Below are 15,281 nucleotides of genomic sequence, written 5' to 3' on the forward strand. Positions count from 1 at the left end.
AGGCCGTCGACGATCATGCTGTCGATGAGCTTCGCATCGCCCATGCGGAAGCCGTCGCGCGAGCCCGGCAGCACATGCGGCGCGGCGCTCATGTTCTCCTGGCCGCCCGCGACCACGATGTCCGAGTCGCCGGCGATGATCGCGTTCGCGGCCAGCATCACCGCCTTGAGACCCGAGCCGCACACCTTGTTGATCGTCATGGCGGGCACGGCCGTGGGCAGACCCGCCTTGATCGACGCCTGGCGCGCCACGTTCTGGCCCGAGGCGGCCGTGAGCACCTGACCCATGATCACGTCGCTCACGTGCTCGGGCGCAACACCCGCGCGCTCCAGCGCCGCCTTGATCACGATGGCGCCGAGATCGGGTGCCGCCACCTTCGCAAGCGAGCCGCCGAATTTGCCTACCGCCGTACGTGCGGCCGAAACGATCACAATGTCAGTCATGTTGAGCTCCTGCTCTGCAATTACGCTGGAATATCGAAGTCTTTAAAGCTGATCCGGACAGCACGGCGCCCTCGCCGCCCCACGATCACGATGGAGCGACGAAAGCGGCGCGGTGCCGCGGTCTGGCAGGAACGCGAAATCAGGCCTTGGCCGTACCGGCTGCCTTGGCGGCGGCCGGTTGCGCGACTTCGGGGACCGAAGCCGCAACGTTCTGAAGATTGCTCTGGGCCGTTTCGATGGCCTGGCGGGTCACGCCGCGCATGGTCTCGGCGGCGTTGTTGACGGCGGCGAACGTCGAGTTCATGGCCGCGATGAAAGCTCCCGACCCTGCGGGTGCGTGCTGCGTGAGGCCTTCGGAGAACGCCTTGAAGCGCTGCTCGTGCTCGCCGGAATGGGCCTGCGCCGCCTGCATCCATTCGTTGTGGGCATGCGAAGCGATGTCGAACAGATGGCGGCTATAGGAGGCGGCCTTCGCGGCGGCCTGCTGCGACGCACCGAGTTGCTGCGTGAAGAACTCCACCGGATTGCTGCTTTGCAGAGCACCCTTGAGCGTCGCTTCGCTTTCGGCCATGGCGGCCCGGCCAGCCTGGACATTGAGGTCGATCACGGCCTGCATGCTGTCCAGCATGGGCTTCGTGAGCGCGAAGAACGCCGTGACGCCGGCCTGATAGTTTGCGCGGAATTGTTCGGGTGCGGTTACGGACATCAGATATGCTCCTTGATTAGTCATACTAAAGAAAGCGCCAACCCCCGAAGGCCCGACTCGCGGCTGAGTCTCATGTTTGAAAACTTTTGCTGCATCGCCGCAGTCGATTTAGAGTGACCATTCTAAGACAGAAATTTAACAATTTTATGGACGTGAAATTAAGTGAAAACCCTTAGCGTACGCATTCGGGTTCGGAACTTGCAGTTGTCAGGCAACCAGCCTTCAATTGCATTTAACTGTACGACAGGCGTTCGCACATGACCTGCTTGCGCAGCGAATACACAAAATAGCGACGGATTTTCGCCGCCGCGCCGTTGAAGTCTTTATGGGGGCCGCCAGCCCCCTTTCCGCATCAAGGGAGAGACATCATGATTCGTCATTCGCTGCGCTCGCTGCTCGTTGCCGCCCTGCTCAGCGTCACCGCCTCGGCGGCGTTCGCACAAACCGTGATCATTGCGCCGCACGCGCCGCCTGCACCGCGCGTGGAAACCGTGCCGCCGCCGCGCGCGGGCTACGCCTGGGACCCCGGTCACTGGCGCTGGGAGCGCGGCGCGTATGTGTGGGCACCGGGCCACTGGCAAACGGTGCGCGTGGGTTATCGCTGGGTGCCGGGGCACTGGGTGGACCACGGCCCGAACTGGCGCTGGGTGCAGGGCCATTGGGCTTGAAATCGGGCGTGAAGCGTGCATGCCCGACGTCGAACCGAAGGACGACCATGATGGCCCGGCTGTGGACACACCGGCGCGCCGCGCCTTGAACGCCCCCGACGAACGCGAACCCGACGCCGACCCCGACGCCGACCTGGTCGCGCGTGTGGGCGCGCGCGACCCGCTCGCCGTGCGCGCGCTCGTCGCGACCAAGCTGCCGCGCCTGCTCGCGCTCGCCACCCGCATGCTGGGAGACCGCAGCGAAGCCGAAGACGTGGCGCAGGAGGCCTTCGTGCGCATCTGGAAGCAGGCGCCGCTCTGGCGCACGGGCGAAGCGAAATTCGATACCTGGCTGCACCGCGTGGCGCTCAATCTCTGTTACGACCGCTTGCGCGGACGCCGCGAAGAAACCGTCGACGACCTGCGCGCAGTGGCCGAGCCGATCCCCGATCCCGCCGCCGCGCCCGAGCAGCAACTCGAAGCGCGGGCGCGCGACCAACGCGTGCGCGCGGCGCTCGCCGCGTTGCCGGTGCGCCAGCGCGAAGCGCTCGTGCTCACCTACTATCAAGAGCTTTCGAACCTCGAAGCGGCCGGCCTGATGGGCATCTCGGTCGATGCGCTCGAAAGTCTGCTGGCGCGCGCCCGGCGCACCCTGCGCGCACAACTGGCCGGCGGCGTAGCCGGTAAGGACTCCGTATGACACCCGAACGTTTTCACACACTCGTCGAAGCCTACGGCGCAGACCCGCAGCGCTGGCCGCGGCACGAGCGCGCCGACGCGCTCGAATGGGCGCGCGCGCATCGCGCCGAAGCCGACGCGGCGCTTGACGAAGCCCTGGAACTCGACGACTGGCTCGCTCGCGACATGATCGCGCCACCCGCGCGCGCGCTGGTCGAGCAGATCGTTGCGCACGCACCGGGTCGCAAGCAAGCCGCGAAACGCCGCGAGTTCTGGTGGTCCGGCGCGGCCTTCGCGGGCGCGGGTCTCGCCGGGGCGCTCGCAGGCGCGCTCGTCATGTCGCTGCTGCTCCTTGGCGGCGCGGCTAGCGCGCCGCACGAGAGCAGTTATCTGGGCACGAGCTTCGGCGGGTCCAGCGCCGACTGGAACGCCGATTCGAACACCGCAGCCACCGACTGGAGCGAAGAATGAACGGCCGCTCATGGAAGCCCCTCCTCGTCGGCTCGGTGCTGCTCAACGTCTTTCTGCTCGGCGCGATCGCGGGCGGCGCGTGGCGCTGGTTCGCCGCCCACGGCGAGCCGCAGGCGCAGCCCGCACAGCACGTGGCCTTGCGATTCGCCACTGAGGCGCTTTCACCGGAGCGGCAGCAGCAGTTTGTCGAGGCGCTCAAGTCCTCGCGGCGCGAAGGGCGCCAGTTCGCGCGTGAAGGGCGTGACGGCCGCCGCGACCTGCTCGAACTGCTCGCCGCGCCGCAACTCGACCGCGCCGCCATCGACGCCGCGCTCGCGCGCACGCGCACCGCCGATACTGCGCTGCGCGCCCAGGTGGAAAGCGGCGTGGTCGACTTCGCCGCCACGCTCACGCCCGCGGAACGCGTGACGTTCGTCGAAGGGCTCGAAAAACGCGGCCAGTGGCGCCTGCCGCCGCAACAGCAAAAGACCGTGAACGAGGCGAGCGGCGTGCATTGAGCGTGCATCGAAAAAATTTCGTGGATGAGCGACGGATAACGCGCGCACCGAACGTTTAACGGAAATACGCCAAGCCACGAGGAGCGCGCATGGAAAGCCCGACGACCGCCCGTGCCGGCGCGATCGCCATGAACCGCTTCGGCCTGGGCACGCGCGCCGACGAAGCGCCACCCGCCGATGCGCGAGGCTGGTTGCTCGACCAGTTCGCCGCGTACGAGCCGCTGCCCGCCGCATGGCGCAACGAGCCGGGCGCGATGGCGCTCGCCGCGCGCTTTGGCGAGGAACGCCAGCAGGGCATGACGAGCGAAGCCGCGAGCGCCGCGGCAACGAATGCGAGCGGTAGCTCCGCCGATAATGCGCAGCAAGTCGCACGCCAAGCCGTCAACCAGGCCATCCGCCGCGAGAGCGTCGGCATCTACCGCAGCGCGGTCAACGCGCGGCTCGCGAGCGCCTTGCAGACCGACACGCCCTTCGTCGAACGCCTCGTGCATTTCTGGTCGAATCACTTCGCCGTATCGGTCGACAAGGCGCTGATCGCGGGCATAGCGGGCGCGTTCGAAATGGAAGCGATCCGCCCGCATGTGCTCGGCAACTTCGCGGACATGCTGGTCGCCGTGGAGCAGCATCCGGCCATGCAGCTGTTTCTCGACCAGACACGCTCGGTCGGCCCGCAAAGCCGCGCCGCGCTGCGCGCCGATCAACGCGACCCGGCGCACAGGCGCGGCCTCAACGAGAACCTCGCGCGCGAGATCATGGAGCTGCACACGCTCGGCGTACGCACGGGCTACACGCAGGACGACGTGACCGAGTTCGCGCGCGCCCTCACCGGCTGGAGCGTGGCCGGGGTGCGCGGCCCGCAGCCGGGCAATGCGGCGCCCGGCGCGTTCGTGTTTCGCCCCGCGCTGCACGAACCCGGCACGCGCACGGTGATGGGCAAGCGCTACGACGAACCCGGCGAACAACAGGCGCTCGCCATCCTGCACGACCTCGCGCAAGCCAACGCCACGAGCCGCCATATCGCATTCCAGCTCGCACGCCACTTCGTTGCCGACAACCCGCCGCCCGATCTCACGGAGCGCCTCGCGCGCGCCTTCGAGCAAAGCGGCGGCGACCTGCCCACGGTCTATCGCGCGCTGGTGGAAGCGCCGCAGTCATGGGCGCCCATCGATGCGAAGTTCAAGACGCCGTGGGAATGGACCGTTTCGTCGATGCGTGGCCTCGGCTGGCGCGAGCCGGGCGACATCAACGCCGCACCGTTGCTCACGCAACTAGGTCAGCCGGTTTGGCGGCCGGGCTCGCCCGCCGGTTATGACGATATCGCCGCGAGCTGGGCCGCGCCCGACGCGCTCGTGCGCCGCGTGGAAGTCGCGCAGCGCTTCGCGGCGCGCGTGGGCGACCGGCTCGATGCCCGCACGCTCGGCAGCACGCTCATGGGCCCCGCGCTCGGCGCGCCCACGGCCACAGCCGTCGCGCACGCCGAAAGCGCCTCGACGGCCATTGCACTGCTGCTCGTCTCGCCCGATTTCCTGAGGAGGTAACCGGCATGCTTTCCCGCCGCCATTTTCTGCGCGTTGCCGCAGCCGGCGCGGGCGCGATGCTCGTCGCGCCGCACATCGTGTTCGCCAGCGTGGAGACCGAACGCCGCTTCGTGTTCGTCATCCAGCGCGGCGCGGCCGACGGCCTGAACATCGTCGTGCCCTATGCGGAGCCCGCGTATGCGACGCTGCGCGGCCCGCTCGCCATCGACATCGACAAGACCGCGAAGCTCGACGGCACCTTCGCGCTGCATCCCTCGCTCGTGCAGACGGCGCAGATGTATCGCGCGGGCCAGGCGCTATTCGTGCACGCGATCGCCTCGCCCTATCGCGACCGCTCGCACTTCGACGGGCAGAACGTGCTCGAAACGGGCGGCCGCGCGCCGTACCAGGTGAAGGACGGCTGGCTCAACCGGCTCGTCGCCATGCTGCCGGCCACGCGCGAAAACGCCATCGCGCTCGCGCCCACCGTGCCGCTCGCGCTGCGCGGCGCGGTGCAGGTGAGCTCGTACGCGCCCTCGGCCCTGCCCAGCGCCTCCGACGATCTGCTCACGCGCGTCTCGGCACTCTATGAAGGCGACCCGCAGTTGCGCGGGCTGTGGGCCTCGGCGATGAGCGCACGCGGGCTTGCGGGCGACACGAGCGCCCGCCAGGACCCGGCGAGCCTCGGCAAGCTCGCGGCGAGTTTCCTCGCGCGCCCCGACGGCCCCCGAATCGCGATGATCGAGACCGGCGGCTGGGACACGCATAGCGCGCAGAACGCGCGCCTCGCGAATCAGCTCAAGGCGCTCGACACGATGCTCGCCTCGCTGCGCGACGGGTTGGGCCCGGCATGGGACAAGACCACGGTGCTCGTCGCGACGGAGTTCGGCCGCACGGCGGCGGCCAACGGCACCGGCGGCACCGACCACGGCCAGGCTTCGGTGGCGATGCTCGTGGGCGGCGCGGTGGCGGGCGGACACGTTCAGGCCGATTGGCCGGGGCTGCGCGCCGCGGATCTGTACGAGGCGCGCGACCTCAAACCCACGGCCTCGCTCGACGCGCTGATCGCAGGCGCGGCGGCGGAAAGCCTGGGGCTCGATCCGCAGCGCACGGCTGCGACGCTCTTCGCCGAAGCGGGTACGCGACATGCGGCCAGCGGTTTGATAAGGGCGTGAGCCGGACGAGACACGAACCAGCGCACGAACCAGCAACGAACAAACCCACGCGAAGAGGCCATTCATCTATTCGGATAACGAAATAACTTCAATCAGTGGAGGATATTCATCGTGAAGACAAGACTGCTATACCCCGTTACCCTGCTCGCGGGCGCCACGCTGCTTGGCGGGTGCATCGTCGAACCCGCACGCCCGGCGCGTCCGCCGGAACCGCCGCCGCGAGTGGAAGCCGTGCCGCCCGCGCCGCCCCAACAGGGCTATACCTGGGTCAAGGGACACTACCGCTGGGAACGTAACGAGTGGGTGTGGGAGCCGGGGCACTGGGTGGCGGGGTATTGAGCGGGCTTGCGGCGGCGTGCGCAAAGAGCGCCCGCGCCCCGCACGCCTCACCCCTGCGATTGCCCCCGACATTGTCTAGACTGGAACGAGTACGCACGCTTCCCCACTCGCGAAAGGAGAACCGGCAATGCTGACGCAACGAACCAAGGACATCGTGAAGGCCACCGCGCCCGTGCTCGCGGACCACGGTTACGCCATCATCAAGCGCTTCTATACGCGGCTCTTCGAGGCTCATCCTGAACTGAAGAATGTCTTCAACATGGCGCACCAGGAACAGGGGCAGCAACAGCAGGCGCTCGCGCGCGCCGTCTATGCGTATGCAGAAAACATCGAAGACCCCTCCAGCCTCTCGGCCGTGCTCAAGAACATTGCCAACAAGCACGCAAGCCTCGGCGTGCTGCCCGAGCACTACCCGATCGTTGGCGAACATCTGCTGGGCGCGATCAAGGACGTGCTTGGCGAGGCGGCGACGGAGGACATCATCTCCGCATGGGCGCTGGCCTACGGCAATCTCGCCGACGTGCTCATGGGCATGGAAAGCGAACTGTATGAAGGTTCGGCCGACAAGCTCGGCGGCTGGACCGGCTGGCGCAAGTTCGTCGTGCGCGAGAAGCGGTCCGAAAGCAGCGTCATCACCTCGTTCGTGCTCGAACCGGCCGACGGCGGCCCGGTCGCGAACTTCGAACCGGGCCAGTACATCAGCATCGGCGTGAACGTGCCCGCACTCGGCTTGCAGCAGATTCGCCAGTACAGCCTGTCCGACATGCCCAATGGCCGCAGCTACCGCATTTCGGTGAAGCGCGAGAGCGGCGGCCCGCAACCGGCGGGCTATGTGTCGAACCTGCTGCACGACCACGTGAACGTAGGCGACGAGGTGAAGCTGGCCGCGCCTTATGGCAGCTTCCATATCGACGTGAAGGCGAGCACGCCCATCGTGCTGATCAGCGGCGGCGTGGGCCTCACGCCGATGATCAGCATGCTCAAGAAAGCGCTTCAGGACCCGAAACGCAAGGTCGTGTTCGTGCACGGCGCGCGCAACAGCGGCGTGCACGCGATGCGCGACCGGCTGCGCGAAACCGCCGCCACGAATTCCAGCTTCCACCTCGTGGTTTTCTATAACGAGCCGCTGCCCGGCGACGTGCAAGGACGCGATTACGACCACGCCGGACTCGTGGATATCGGCCAGATCAAGCCGGCCATTCTGCAACCCGACGCCGATTACTACCTCTGCGGGCCGATTCCGTTCATGCGCATGCAGCACGACGCGCTAAGGAATCTCGGCATACACGAGACGAAGATTCACTACGAAGTCTTCGGGCCCGATCTGTTCGCGGAATGAGCGCCGACACTCAGCCCCTTCCGTGCCGCGCCGAAAGCTCCTCCAGATCGAGGTCGCGTTCGAGCACGCGCAACAGTTCGTCGTGAATGAGGCCGGCGCGGTGCAGCTTCAATAGCTCCGCGCGGCCCGCTTCCACCGCGGCCAGTACGACGTCGTAATGCGCGTTGCGCATTTCGAGCGGATAGCTCACGGCGTTTTCATACGTGCGCGTCATGTTGGCGCGATAGGTGTACTGCTCCAGCAGGCGCGGATGGATCACGCTGCCGTCCGGTCCGTGCACGAGCGGGGTGATCGCCGCGAGCTGGGCCGCTTCGAGACGCGCCCATGCCTGGGGCTCGTTGAGGTGTGCCGCTTCGTCCGGCGCATCGTTGGCAGGCCTGATCAGCCGGATCAGCGGTCCAATGGTCGTGCCTTGCAGCAACACCGTGAAAAGGATAACGGCAAACGCGGCGAACAGGATGAGATCGCGGCCCGGCATCGCCTCGGGCAACGCCAGCGCGATGGCCAGCGTCACCACGCCGCGCATGCCCGCCCAGCTCACCACCGTCGCGCCGCGAAAATCCGGCGCGCTCACGCGGCGCGGCAGCATCCAGTGCAGCATGGTGCGGACCGACTCGATGCCATAGGTCCACACGCAACGCGACAACACCACCGCAAGCACCACGGCCATCGCGGCGGGGCCGAGCAAGGCCACGGCATTGCCCGTGCCGCCCAGGCGCAGCATGACGCCGCGCAGCGACAGACCGATCAGCACGAACACCAGCGCTTCCAGCACGAAGACCATGACCTGCCAGAACGCCGTGCCGCGGCTGCGCACCGTGGCCGAAAAGATCTCGTGCTGATGCCAGCCTAGCTGCATGCCGCAGGCCACGGTGGCGATGACGCTCGAAACGCCCAGCATGTCGCCCGCGATATACGCGATCCAACCGGCGAGCACGGACCCCGTGATGATCAGATATTCGTCTTCGAGCTGGCGCAGCAGCCACACCACGACGTAGCCCACCACCGCGCCTACCACCACGCCGCCCAGCGCGAGCCCGACGAAAGTGAGCACCGCGTTCGGCTCGCTGAACGCGCCCGTCAACGCCGCCGCCACGGCGAAGCGGAACAGCACGAGGCCGGCGGCGTCGTTGAGCAGACTCTCGCCTTCGAGCAGGACCATCAAGCGGCGTGGCAGCGCGAGGCGCTCCAGCACCGCCTTGGCGGCGACCGCATCGGGCGGCGACACCACCGCGCCCAGCGCGAAGCACGCGGCCCAGGGCAGTGCGGGCACGACCCAGTGCGCGACCACGCCGACCGCCCAGGTCGTGAACGCGACCGCGCCGATGGCGAACAGCAGAATGGGCGCGAGATGGCGCTTGAAGTCGGACCAGACGAAGAAGTAGGCGCCGTCCATCAGCAAGGGCGGCAGGAAGACGATGAGGACGAGATCGGGATCGATCACGACCGGCGGCAGGCCGGGCACGAACGCCAGCGCCGCGCCGCCTACCAGCAGCGCAGCTGCGGGCGGCAGGCGCAAGCGTTTGGCGAGCAGCTCGAGCGCGATGATGGCGACGAGCGAAAGGAGCACGAGCTTGAACGCCGATACGGCCGACATGACGCTTCCTTGTGGTGACCCGGCGGGGGTGCGGGAAAGCGTATCTTGCCACGGCGATTGGCAGCGGGCGTTTCAGCTTCTGTCGAGAAGGAGATACATGCCGGTGACGACGCCCATGACGAATGCGGCGCACCCCAGCGCGACGCCAAGATCGATGCATTGCGCGCTCTGGCGTTGAATGAACTCAACCACAACGCGCTCCGGGCGCGCGACGGGTGGCGCGTGAGCGCCGTGCGCTATGGATTTACCGAGTGCATCGACGTGTTTCATCAGATGCGACGTGTCGAACAGCCCTTGCGGACCCATCTTCAGCCTCCAGCGCGAATCGGTTCGGTGAAGGCTTGAGGTTAGATGGGCGGGCGCGCAGGGAATATCGAAGGAATTCGATTTGGGCGTGAGGAGGTGGCGCGTGAGGTGAGCGACAGTGCGAGAGTCGTTGCGAAAACCTCGCTCAATTCCCGCAAGCATGAATCAAAAACTGCTGCATCGCCCTCGCCGGATCGCTCAACGCCGCACCCGGATGCCAGAGCATGCCCGCCTCCATCTGCGGAATCGCATCCTCCACCGCGCAGGCATCGATGCGCTTGCCCTCCAGCGACCACGGCCGGAACACCATATCCGAGAGAATCGTCACGCCAAAGCCATGCGCCACGAGCCCGCGCAATGCCTCCATCGAACTCGTGCGAAACGCGATATTCGGTTCGACTCGCCGCTTCTTCCAGTAGCGCAACGTCGAGGCTTCGCCCTCGTCCACCGTTAGCTGGATATACGGGTAGCGCGCAATGTCGCGCAGCGTGACGGCGCCCAACTGCGCAAGCGGGTGCGTCGGCGCGGCCCATAATTGCCGGCGCGAACGCATCAGCACGTGGTGGCCGAAACGCGCGCGACGCTCCACGTTCGAAAGCAGGGCCACGCCCAGATCCACCTTTTGCGCCAGCACCGCCGCCTCGATGGCCGGCCGGTCGAGGTCGTGCAAATCGATCTCGATCTCGGGGTAAGTCGCCCGAAACCGCGCAAGCAGTTCAGGCAGAAAATACCCGAGCAGCGTATACGAGGCCGCCAGACGCACCGTGCCGCGCAGGCTGTGCGCGCGAAACGGCGCCTTGTGCAACGCGTCGCGCACCGACTCCAGCACATGGCGCGCGTGATTCAGGAAGTCCTGTCCGTCGGGCGTCAACTCCACGCCCTGGGGCAGGCGCACGAACAGCCGTGTGCCGAGCGCCTCTTCGAGTGCGAGCACCGCATTGGTGATCGCCGACTGCGAGACATGCTCGGCCGTCGCCGCCATCGAAAACTGCCCGTTCTGCGCCGCCGCCACGAAGTAGCGGAACTGCCGCAATGTCACGTCCTTGGCCATGTGCGTTTCGAATATCGTGAGTCCGTGTTTCCGATTCTACGATACCTGATCAACATCCCCTCAACGCGGCGCCATGCGCAATGCGCCATCCAGGCGGATCACCTCGCCATTCAGATAGCGATTGCCGACGATATGTTCGACGAGCGCCGCGAACTCCGCCGGCTGCCCAAGGCGCGGCGGGAACGGCACGCCCGCGCCCAGCGCTTGCTGCACCTCGGCGGGCATGGCGAGCAACATCGGCGTTTCGAAAATACCCGGTGCGATCGTCACCACGCGAATCGCATTGCGCGCGAGTTCGCGCGCGGCCGGCAGCGTGAGCGAGACGACCCCGCCCTTCGAGGCCGCATAGGCCGACTGCCCGATCTGGCCGTCGTAGGCGGCGACCGACGCCGTATTGACGATCACACCGCGCTCGCCGCCCTCGTCGGGCGGGTTGTTCGCCATCGCCACGGCCGCGAGGCGCATCACGTTGAAGGTGCCGATCAGGTTGACCGACACGACCTTCGCGAACAGGTCGAGCGGGTGCGCGCCCTCTTTGCCCACAATGCGCTGCGCCGGCGCGATGCCCGCGCAATTGACCACGCCGTGCAGCGCGCCAAAGCGCTCGACAACCTGCGCGAGCGCCGCTTCGACGCTCCCGGCCTGGGTCACGTCCACCTGCACGGCAAGCGCGCGTTCGCCGCCAGCGGCGGCTTCGTCGCGCGCACGGGCCATGTCGATATCGGCGAATACGACGTTCGCGCCGCGCGCGAGCAGATGACGCCCCACCGCGGCGCCCAGTCCCGACCCACCGCCCGTCACGAAAAAGGTTTTGTCCTGCACGATCATGTCTTTCTCCTCCATCAGTTATCCGAATTATCTGTCGATTCAGGCGGCGTTGCCCGCCAGTTCCGCGCGATACCGCGCACGCGTGCCGCGCGAGTTTTCGTAGTTGCGTTCCTTCACGATGCCGAAGCCGCGCACCGCGCCTGGCACGCCGAGCAGGCCGACGGCGGCCGCGAGCGTTTGCGGCGTGAGCTTGCCGAGCACGAGGCGCACGTCGTCCTCGAATTCGCGGATCATGGCGCGCTCGATCACGCGGTCGCGCTGGCGGCCGAACGGATCGAGCGGCGTGCCGCGCAGCGCCTTGCCGTGCTTGAGCACGCGCAGCAGCGGTTCGGCCCACGCGCCGCGCAGCGCGATCTTGTTGCGGCGGCCGGTTTGCGGGTCGCGGCGCGTGAGGAGCGGCGGCGCCATGTGAAAGGTCTTCTTGTCCGCCGCGCCGTCGAAGAGGCCGCGCAGATACGCGCCAAAGCTGCCGTCCGTATGCAGGCGCGCGACTTCGTATTCGTCCTTGTAGGCGAGCACCTTGAAGTAATGGCGCGCCACCGCTTCGGCGAGCGCGCCGTGAGCGCCCGCCACGCCGCGCTCGGCCTGCGCCACGGCGTCGACGAGCGCGCGATAGCGCGCCGCATAGGCCGCGTTCTGGTACTGCGTGAGATCGCGCTCGCGCGCCGCCACGAAACGCGTGAAATCGAATGTGCCTGGCGCGTTTTCGTCGGCGGCCGCACCCTCAACGCGCTCCAGCGCACGCGTGTCCTGCGCGATCAACCGGCCCCACAGGAACGCGCGCTCGTTCATCTTCACGGCCGCGCCGTTGAGTTCGATCGCGCGAAGAATCGAGGCTTCGGCAAGCGGCACGAGGCCCAACTGGTACGCATAGCCCACCATCATCATGTTCGAGGCGATAGCGTCGCCAAAAATGGCTTCGGCCGCCGCCGTGCAGTCCCAGAAGGTCGCGCGCCCGGCGCCCATCGCGCTTTCGATCGCGGCCTGATGCACAGCCTTGCTGACGGGCAGGTCGCCGTTGCGCACGAAGTCGGCGGTCGCGGTGATGCGCTCGTTGACAATCGCGCGCGCGCCGCTCGACGCGATGCGCGAGAGCGCGCCCGACGAAGCGGCCACCACGGCGTCGCAGCCGAGCAGGACGTTGGCCGCCTGCGCGCCGATGCGCGAGGTCGTGACGAGCCCGCGGCTCTGCGCGATCTGCACGTGGCTGATGACCGCGCCGTTCTTCTGCGCAAGCCCTGTGAAGTCGAGCGTCGAGGCTCCGCGTCCTTCGAGGTGCGCCGCCATCGCGAGAATCGCGCCGATCGTCACCACGCCCGTACCGCCCACGCCCGTCACGACCATGCGCAGATGCTGCTCCAACGCCTGCGCCACCTTCTCGGGCGGCGCGAGCGTGGCGCGCAGTTCGGCTTCGATGCGCTGGATGCGCGCGGCGTCGGGGCGCTTCAGCTCCATGCCCTCCACGGTCACGAAGCTCGGGCAGAAGCCCTTCACGCACGACGTGTCCTTGTTGCAGCTCGATTGATTGACGGCGCGCTTGCGCCCCAGCTCCGTTTCCAGCGGTTCGATGGCGATGCAGTTCGACTGCACGGAACAGTCGCCGCAGCCTTCGCACACGGCCGGATTGATGACCACGCGCGTGGCCGGATCGATCAGCTTGCCGCGCTTGCGGCGGCGACGCTTTTCGGCGGCGCAGGTCTGGTCGTAGACGATCACCGAAACGCCCTTCTGCTCGCGCAGGCGGCGCTGCACGGCGTCGAGCGCGTCGCGGTGCAGCAGCGTCACGCCGCGCGGCAACGCGTGCGCATTCACGTATTGCTCAGTGCGGTCGCTCACCACTACGACTTCGTTCACGCCTTCCGCCTGCACCTGCGCGACCACGCGATGCACGGTCAAGCCGCCCTCGGCGGGCTGGCCGCCGGTCATCGCCACCGCGTCGTTGAAGAGGATCTTGTAGGTGATGTTCGCGCGCGCGGCCACGGCCTGGCGAATCGCGAGGCTGCCCGAGTGCTGGTAGGTGCCGTCGCCGAGATTCACGAACAGATGCGGCATGTCCGTGAACGTCGACATGCCGACCCACTGCACGCCCTCGCCGCCCATCTGGCAGAACGTCGCCGTATTGCCCGCCTCGCCGAGCGCCATGATGTGGCAGCCGATGCCCGCTGCCGCGTGCGAGCCGTCCGGCAGGCGCGTGGACGTATTGTGCGGGCAGCCCGCGCAGAAGAACGGCTTGCGCGTGAGCGGTTCGCCCTGCGGCGCCGAAGCGAGCGCGATCACGCGCGGCGTGGCCCCACGCGTACTCGTTGCGGTCGCAACCACCGGCGGCAGTTCAACGGCCGTATGTTCGAAGAAGCGTTGCAGCGCGCGCTCCAGTTGCTCGGGGGCGAACTCCATCGCGGCGGGCAAAAGCGGCTCGCGCTCGCCCAGCGTCTTGCCGTGCACGGTGGGCCGCTCGTCGGCGCGCAGGTTGAACAGCGCCTCCTTGATCTGCCGCTCGACGAACGAGCGCTTTTCCTCCACCACGAACAGCGCCTGCATGCCGCGCGCGAACGTCTTGACGCCTTCGGTTTCGAGCGGCCAGATCATGCCGACCTTGTAAATGCCGATGCCGAGTTGCGCGAGGCGCTCCGGCGTGAGCCCCAGCGCGTCGAATGCGGCGAGCACGTCGCCATGCGCCTTGCCGACCGTCACGATGCCCACGCGCGCTTGCGCGGGCCGCAGCAGCGCACGGTCGAGCGGATTCGCCCGCATGAAGGCGAGCGCGGCGGGCAGGCGCTCGTCGAGCACGCGGCGCTCCAGTTCCGCGCGCTCGGCGGGCCAGCGCAGTTGCGGGTCATAGTTGAAGCGTCGCTGCGCGGGAATCTCGATGTCTTCCGGCAAACGCAGCGGCGCGCCGCGCGCCACGCGCATGGAGCGGCCGCTCTCCACCGTTTCCGTGATCGCCTTGAAGCCCACCCAGAGGCCGCTGAAACGCGAGAGCGCGTAACCCGCGAGACCGAACTCGATGTACTCCTCCACCGAGGCCGGAAAGAGGATCGGCATCATCGCGCCTTCGAACACGTGGTCGGTCTGATGTGGAAACATCGACGACTGCGCCGCGTGGTCGTCGCCCGCCACGGCCAGCACGCCGCCGTGGCGCGCCGTGCCGAGCATGTTGGCGTTGCGGAACACGTCGCCGGTGCGGTCCACGCCCGGCCCCTTGCCGTACCACATCGAAAACACGCCTTCCACGCGCTTGCCGGGAAAGGCGTCGAGTTGCTGCGCGCCCCACAGCATGGTCGCCCCCAAGTCTTCGTTCAGGCCGGGCTCGAAGCGCACGTCGAAGCCCGCGAGCAGCGCTTTCTGGCGCCACAGTTCCTGGTCGAAGCCGCCGAGCGGCGAGCCGCGATAGCCGGACACGAGGCCCGCCGTGTGCAGGCCCGCGAGGCGGTCCGCGCGCGCCTGTTCGATAAGGATGCGCACGAGCGCCTGGGTGCCGGTGAGAAAGACCGCGCCGTCTTCGCGCAAGTAGCGGTCTTCGAGTCGATAGTCCGTGTCGATCTGGCGCCCGGCCTCGACGGCTCGCATGTTCATGGTGTTGTCTCCGCTATTCGACTTGTGGGTACTAGCGGATTCTAGATAGCCAATAGGGGCGATTCGTGCCAAACTAAGCCACGCTACCGCCTCAGATTAGCCACATTCGCCCCA

General features: G+C 67.5%; 15 protein-coding genes. 8 read left to right on the forward strand and 7 right to left on the reverse strand.

Annotation, left to right across the window (positions count from 1 at the left end; genetic code table 11):
- Both C7401_RS42950 and phaP read right to left on the reverse strand, forming a co-directional pair.
- Window positions 1-443, reverse strand: a 443-nt coding sequence (locus tag C7401_RS42950; protein WP_309252029.1) for a thiolase family protein, incomplete at its 3' end; no start/stop codon positions are given.
- A 139-nt stretch (window positions 444-582) separates the two neighbouring features.
- Window positions 583-1,149, reverse strand: coding sequence for a TIGR01841 family phasin (gene phaP / locus C7401_RS42955; protein ID WP_181565832.1), 567 nt, complete (start codon window positions 1,147-1,149; stop codon window positions 583-585).
- Window positions 1,150-1,517: 368 nt separating this feature from the next.
- Between phaP and C7401_RS42960 the strand changes: the two genes are divergently transcribed.
- The 8 genes from C7401_RS42960 (at window position 1,518) to hmpA (ending at window position 7,812) form a co-directional block, all read left to right on the forward strand.
- A complete protein-coding gene (locus tag C7401_RS42960) occupies window positions 1,518-1,817 on the forward strand; it encodes a YXWGXW repeat-containing protein (protein WP_112178139.1) in 300 nt (99 codons plus the stop codon).
- A 19-nt stretch (window positions 1,818-1,836) separates the two neighbouring features.
- The gene (locus C7401_RS42965; RefSeq protein ID WP_112178140.1) at window positions 1,837-2,496 is read left to right on the forward strand and encodes an RNA polymerase sigma factor; all 660 of its coding nucleotides are present in this window, start codon (window positions 1,837-1,839) and stop codon (window positions 2,494-2,496) included.
- Complete coding sequence (locus tag C7401_RS42970) at window positions 2,493-2,945, forward strand: hypothetical protein (RefSeq protein WP_112178141.1); 453 nt, start codon at window positions 2,493-2,495, stop codon at window positions 2,943-2,945. Before C7401_RS42965 ends, C7401_RS42970 begins: the two co-directional genes overlap by 4 nt.
- Window positions 2,942-3,442, forward strand: coding sequence for a periplasmic heavy metal sensor (locus C7401_RS42975; protein WP_112178142.1), 501 nt, complete (start codon window positions 2,942-2,944; stop codon window positions 3,440-3,442). Before C7401_RS42970 ends, C7401_RS42975 begins: the two co-directional genes overlap by 4 nt.
- 89 nt (window positions 3,443-3,531) lie before the next feature.
- Complete coding sequence (locus C7401_RS42980; protein ID WP_112178143.1) at window positions 3,532-4,980, forward strand: DUF1800 domain-containing protein; 1,449 nt, start codon at window positions 3,532-3,534, stop codon at window positions 4,978-4,980.
- 5 nt (window positions 4,981-4,985) lie between these two features.
- The gene (locus C7401_RS42985; protein WP_112178144.1) at window positions 4,986-6,134 is read left to right on the forward strand and encodes a DUF1501 domain-containing protein; all 1,149 of its coding nucleotides are present in this window, start codon (window positions 4,986-4,988) and stop codon (window positions 6,132-6,134) included.
- Window positions 6,135-6,245: 111 nt separating this feature from the next.
- Window positions 6,246-6,473: a YXWGXW repeat-containing protein gene (locus C7401_RS42990; RefSeq protein WP_181565833.1), complete on the forward strand. Its 228-nt coding sequence runs from the start codon at window positions 6,246-6,248 to the stop codon at window positions 6,471-6,473.
- Between the two features lie 127 nt (window positions 6,474-6,600).
- Entirely contained in the window at window positions 6,601-7,812 is a 1,212-nt protein-coding gene (gene hmpA / locus C7401_RS42995; protein ID WP_112178145.1) for an NO-inducible flavohemoprotein, read from the forward strand.
- A gap of 10 nt (window positions 7,813-7,822) precedes the next feature.
- Here hmpA and C7401_RS43000 read toward each other — a convergent pair whose 3' ends face one another.
- The 5 genes from C7401_RS43000 to C7401_RS43020 all read right to left on the reverse strand — a co-directional run bounded on the left by C7401_RS43000 (window position 7,823) and on the right by C7401_RS43020 (window position 15,167).
- Complete coding sequence (locus C7401_RS43000) at window positions 7,823-9,409, reverse strand: Na+/H+ antiporter (RefSeq protein WP_112178146.1); 1,587 nt, start codon at window positions 9,407-9,409, stop codon at window positions 7,823-7,825.
- A 72-nt stretch (window positions 9,410-9,481) separates the two neighbouring features.
- A complete protein-coding gene (locus C7401_RS43005) occupies window positions 9,482-9,715 on the reverse strand; it encodes a hypothetical protein (RefSeq protein WP_112178147.1) in 234 nt (77 codons plus the stop codon).
- Between the two features lie 145 nt (window positions 9,716-9,860).
- Complete coding sequence (locus C7401_RS43010; RefSeq protein WP_112178148.1) at window positions 9,861-10,766, reverse strand: LysR family transcriptional regulator; 906 nt, start codon at window positions 10,764-10,766, stop codon at window positions 9,861-9,863.
- Window positions 10,767-10,826: 60 nt separating this feature from the next.
- Window positions 10,827-11,594, reverse strand: coding sequence for an SDR family NAD(P)-dependent oxidoreductase (locus C7401_RS43015; protein WP_112178149.1), 768 nt, complete (start codon window positions 11,592-11,594; stop codon window positions 10,827-10,829).
- 39 nt (window positions 11,595-11,633) lie between these two features.
- On the reverse strand, window positions 11,634-15,167 hold the full coding sequence (locus C7401_RS43020; RefSeq protein WP_258397473.1) for an indolepyruvate ferredoxin oxidoreductase family protein: 3,534 nt from the start codon (window positions 15,165-15,167) through the stop codon (window positions 11,634-11,636).
- Window positions 15,168-15,281 lie beyond the last annotated feature (114 nt).

Origin of the sequence: Paraburkholderia unamae, from assembly GCF_003268775.1 — a bacterium.
Lineage (GTDB): Bacteria > Pseudomonadota > Gammaproteobacteria > Burkholderiales > Burkholderiaceae > Paraburkholderia > Paraburkholderia unamae.

What these genes read in the sequence shown, in the direction of transcription:
- phaP (WP_181565832.1), bottom strand. Translation starts at nt 1,149, where the DNA reads ATGTCCGTAACCGCACCCGAACAATTCCGCGCAAACTATCAGGCCGGC.
- C7401_RS42960 (WP_112178139.1), top strand. Translation starts at nt 1,518, where the DNA reads ATGATTCGTCATTCGCTGCGCTCGCTGCTCGTTGCCGCCCTGCTCAGC.
- C7401_RS42965 (WP_112178140.1), top strand. Translation starts at nt 1,837, where the DNA reads ATGCCCGACGTCGAACCGAAGGACGACCATGATGGCCCGGCTGTGGAC.
- C7401_RS42970 (WP_112178141.1), top strand. Translation starts at nt 2,493, where the DNA reads ATGACACCCGAACGTTTTCACACACTCGTCGAAGCCTACGGCGCAGAC.
- C7401_RS42975 (WP_112178142.1), top strand. Translation starts at nt 2,942, where the DNA reads ATGAACGGCCGCTCATGGAAGCCCCTCCTCGTCGGCTCGGTGCTGCTC.
- C7401_RS42980 (WP_112178143.1), top strand. Translation starts at nt 3,532, where the DNA reads ATGGAAAGCCCGACGACCGCCCGTGCCGGCGCGATCGCCATGAACCGC.
- C7401_RS42985 (WP_112178144.1), top strand. Translation starts at nt 4,986, where the DNA reads ATGCTTTCCCGCCGCCATTTTCTGCGCGTTGCCGCAGCCGGCGCGGGC.
- hmpA (WP_112178145.1), top strand. Translation starts at nt 6,601, where the DNA reads ATGCTGACGCAACGAACCAAGGACATCGTGAAGGCCACCGCGCCCGTG.
- C7401_RS43000 (WP_112178146.1), bottom strand. Translation starts at nt 9,409, where the DNA reads ATGTCGGCCGTATCGGCGTTCAAGCTCGTGCTCCTTTCGCTCGTCGCC.
- C7401_RS43005 (WP_112178147.1), bottom strand. Translation starts at nt 9,715, where the DNA reads ATGGGTCCGCAAGGGCTGTTCGACACGTCGCATCTGATGAAACACGTC.
- C7401_RS43010 (WP_112178148.1), bottom strand. Translation starts at nt 10,766, where the DNA reads ATGGCCAAGGACGTGACATTGCGGCAGTTCCGCTACTTCGTGGCGGCG.
- C7401_RS43015 (WP_112178149.1), bottom strand. Translation starts at nt 11,594, where the DNA reads ATGATCGTGCAGGACAAAACCTTTTTCGTGACGGGCGGTGGGTCGGGA.
- C7401_RS43020 (WP_258397473.1), bottom strand. Translation starts at nt 15,167, where the DNA reads ATGAACATGCGAGCCGTCGAGGCCGGGCGCCAGATCGACACGGACTAT.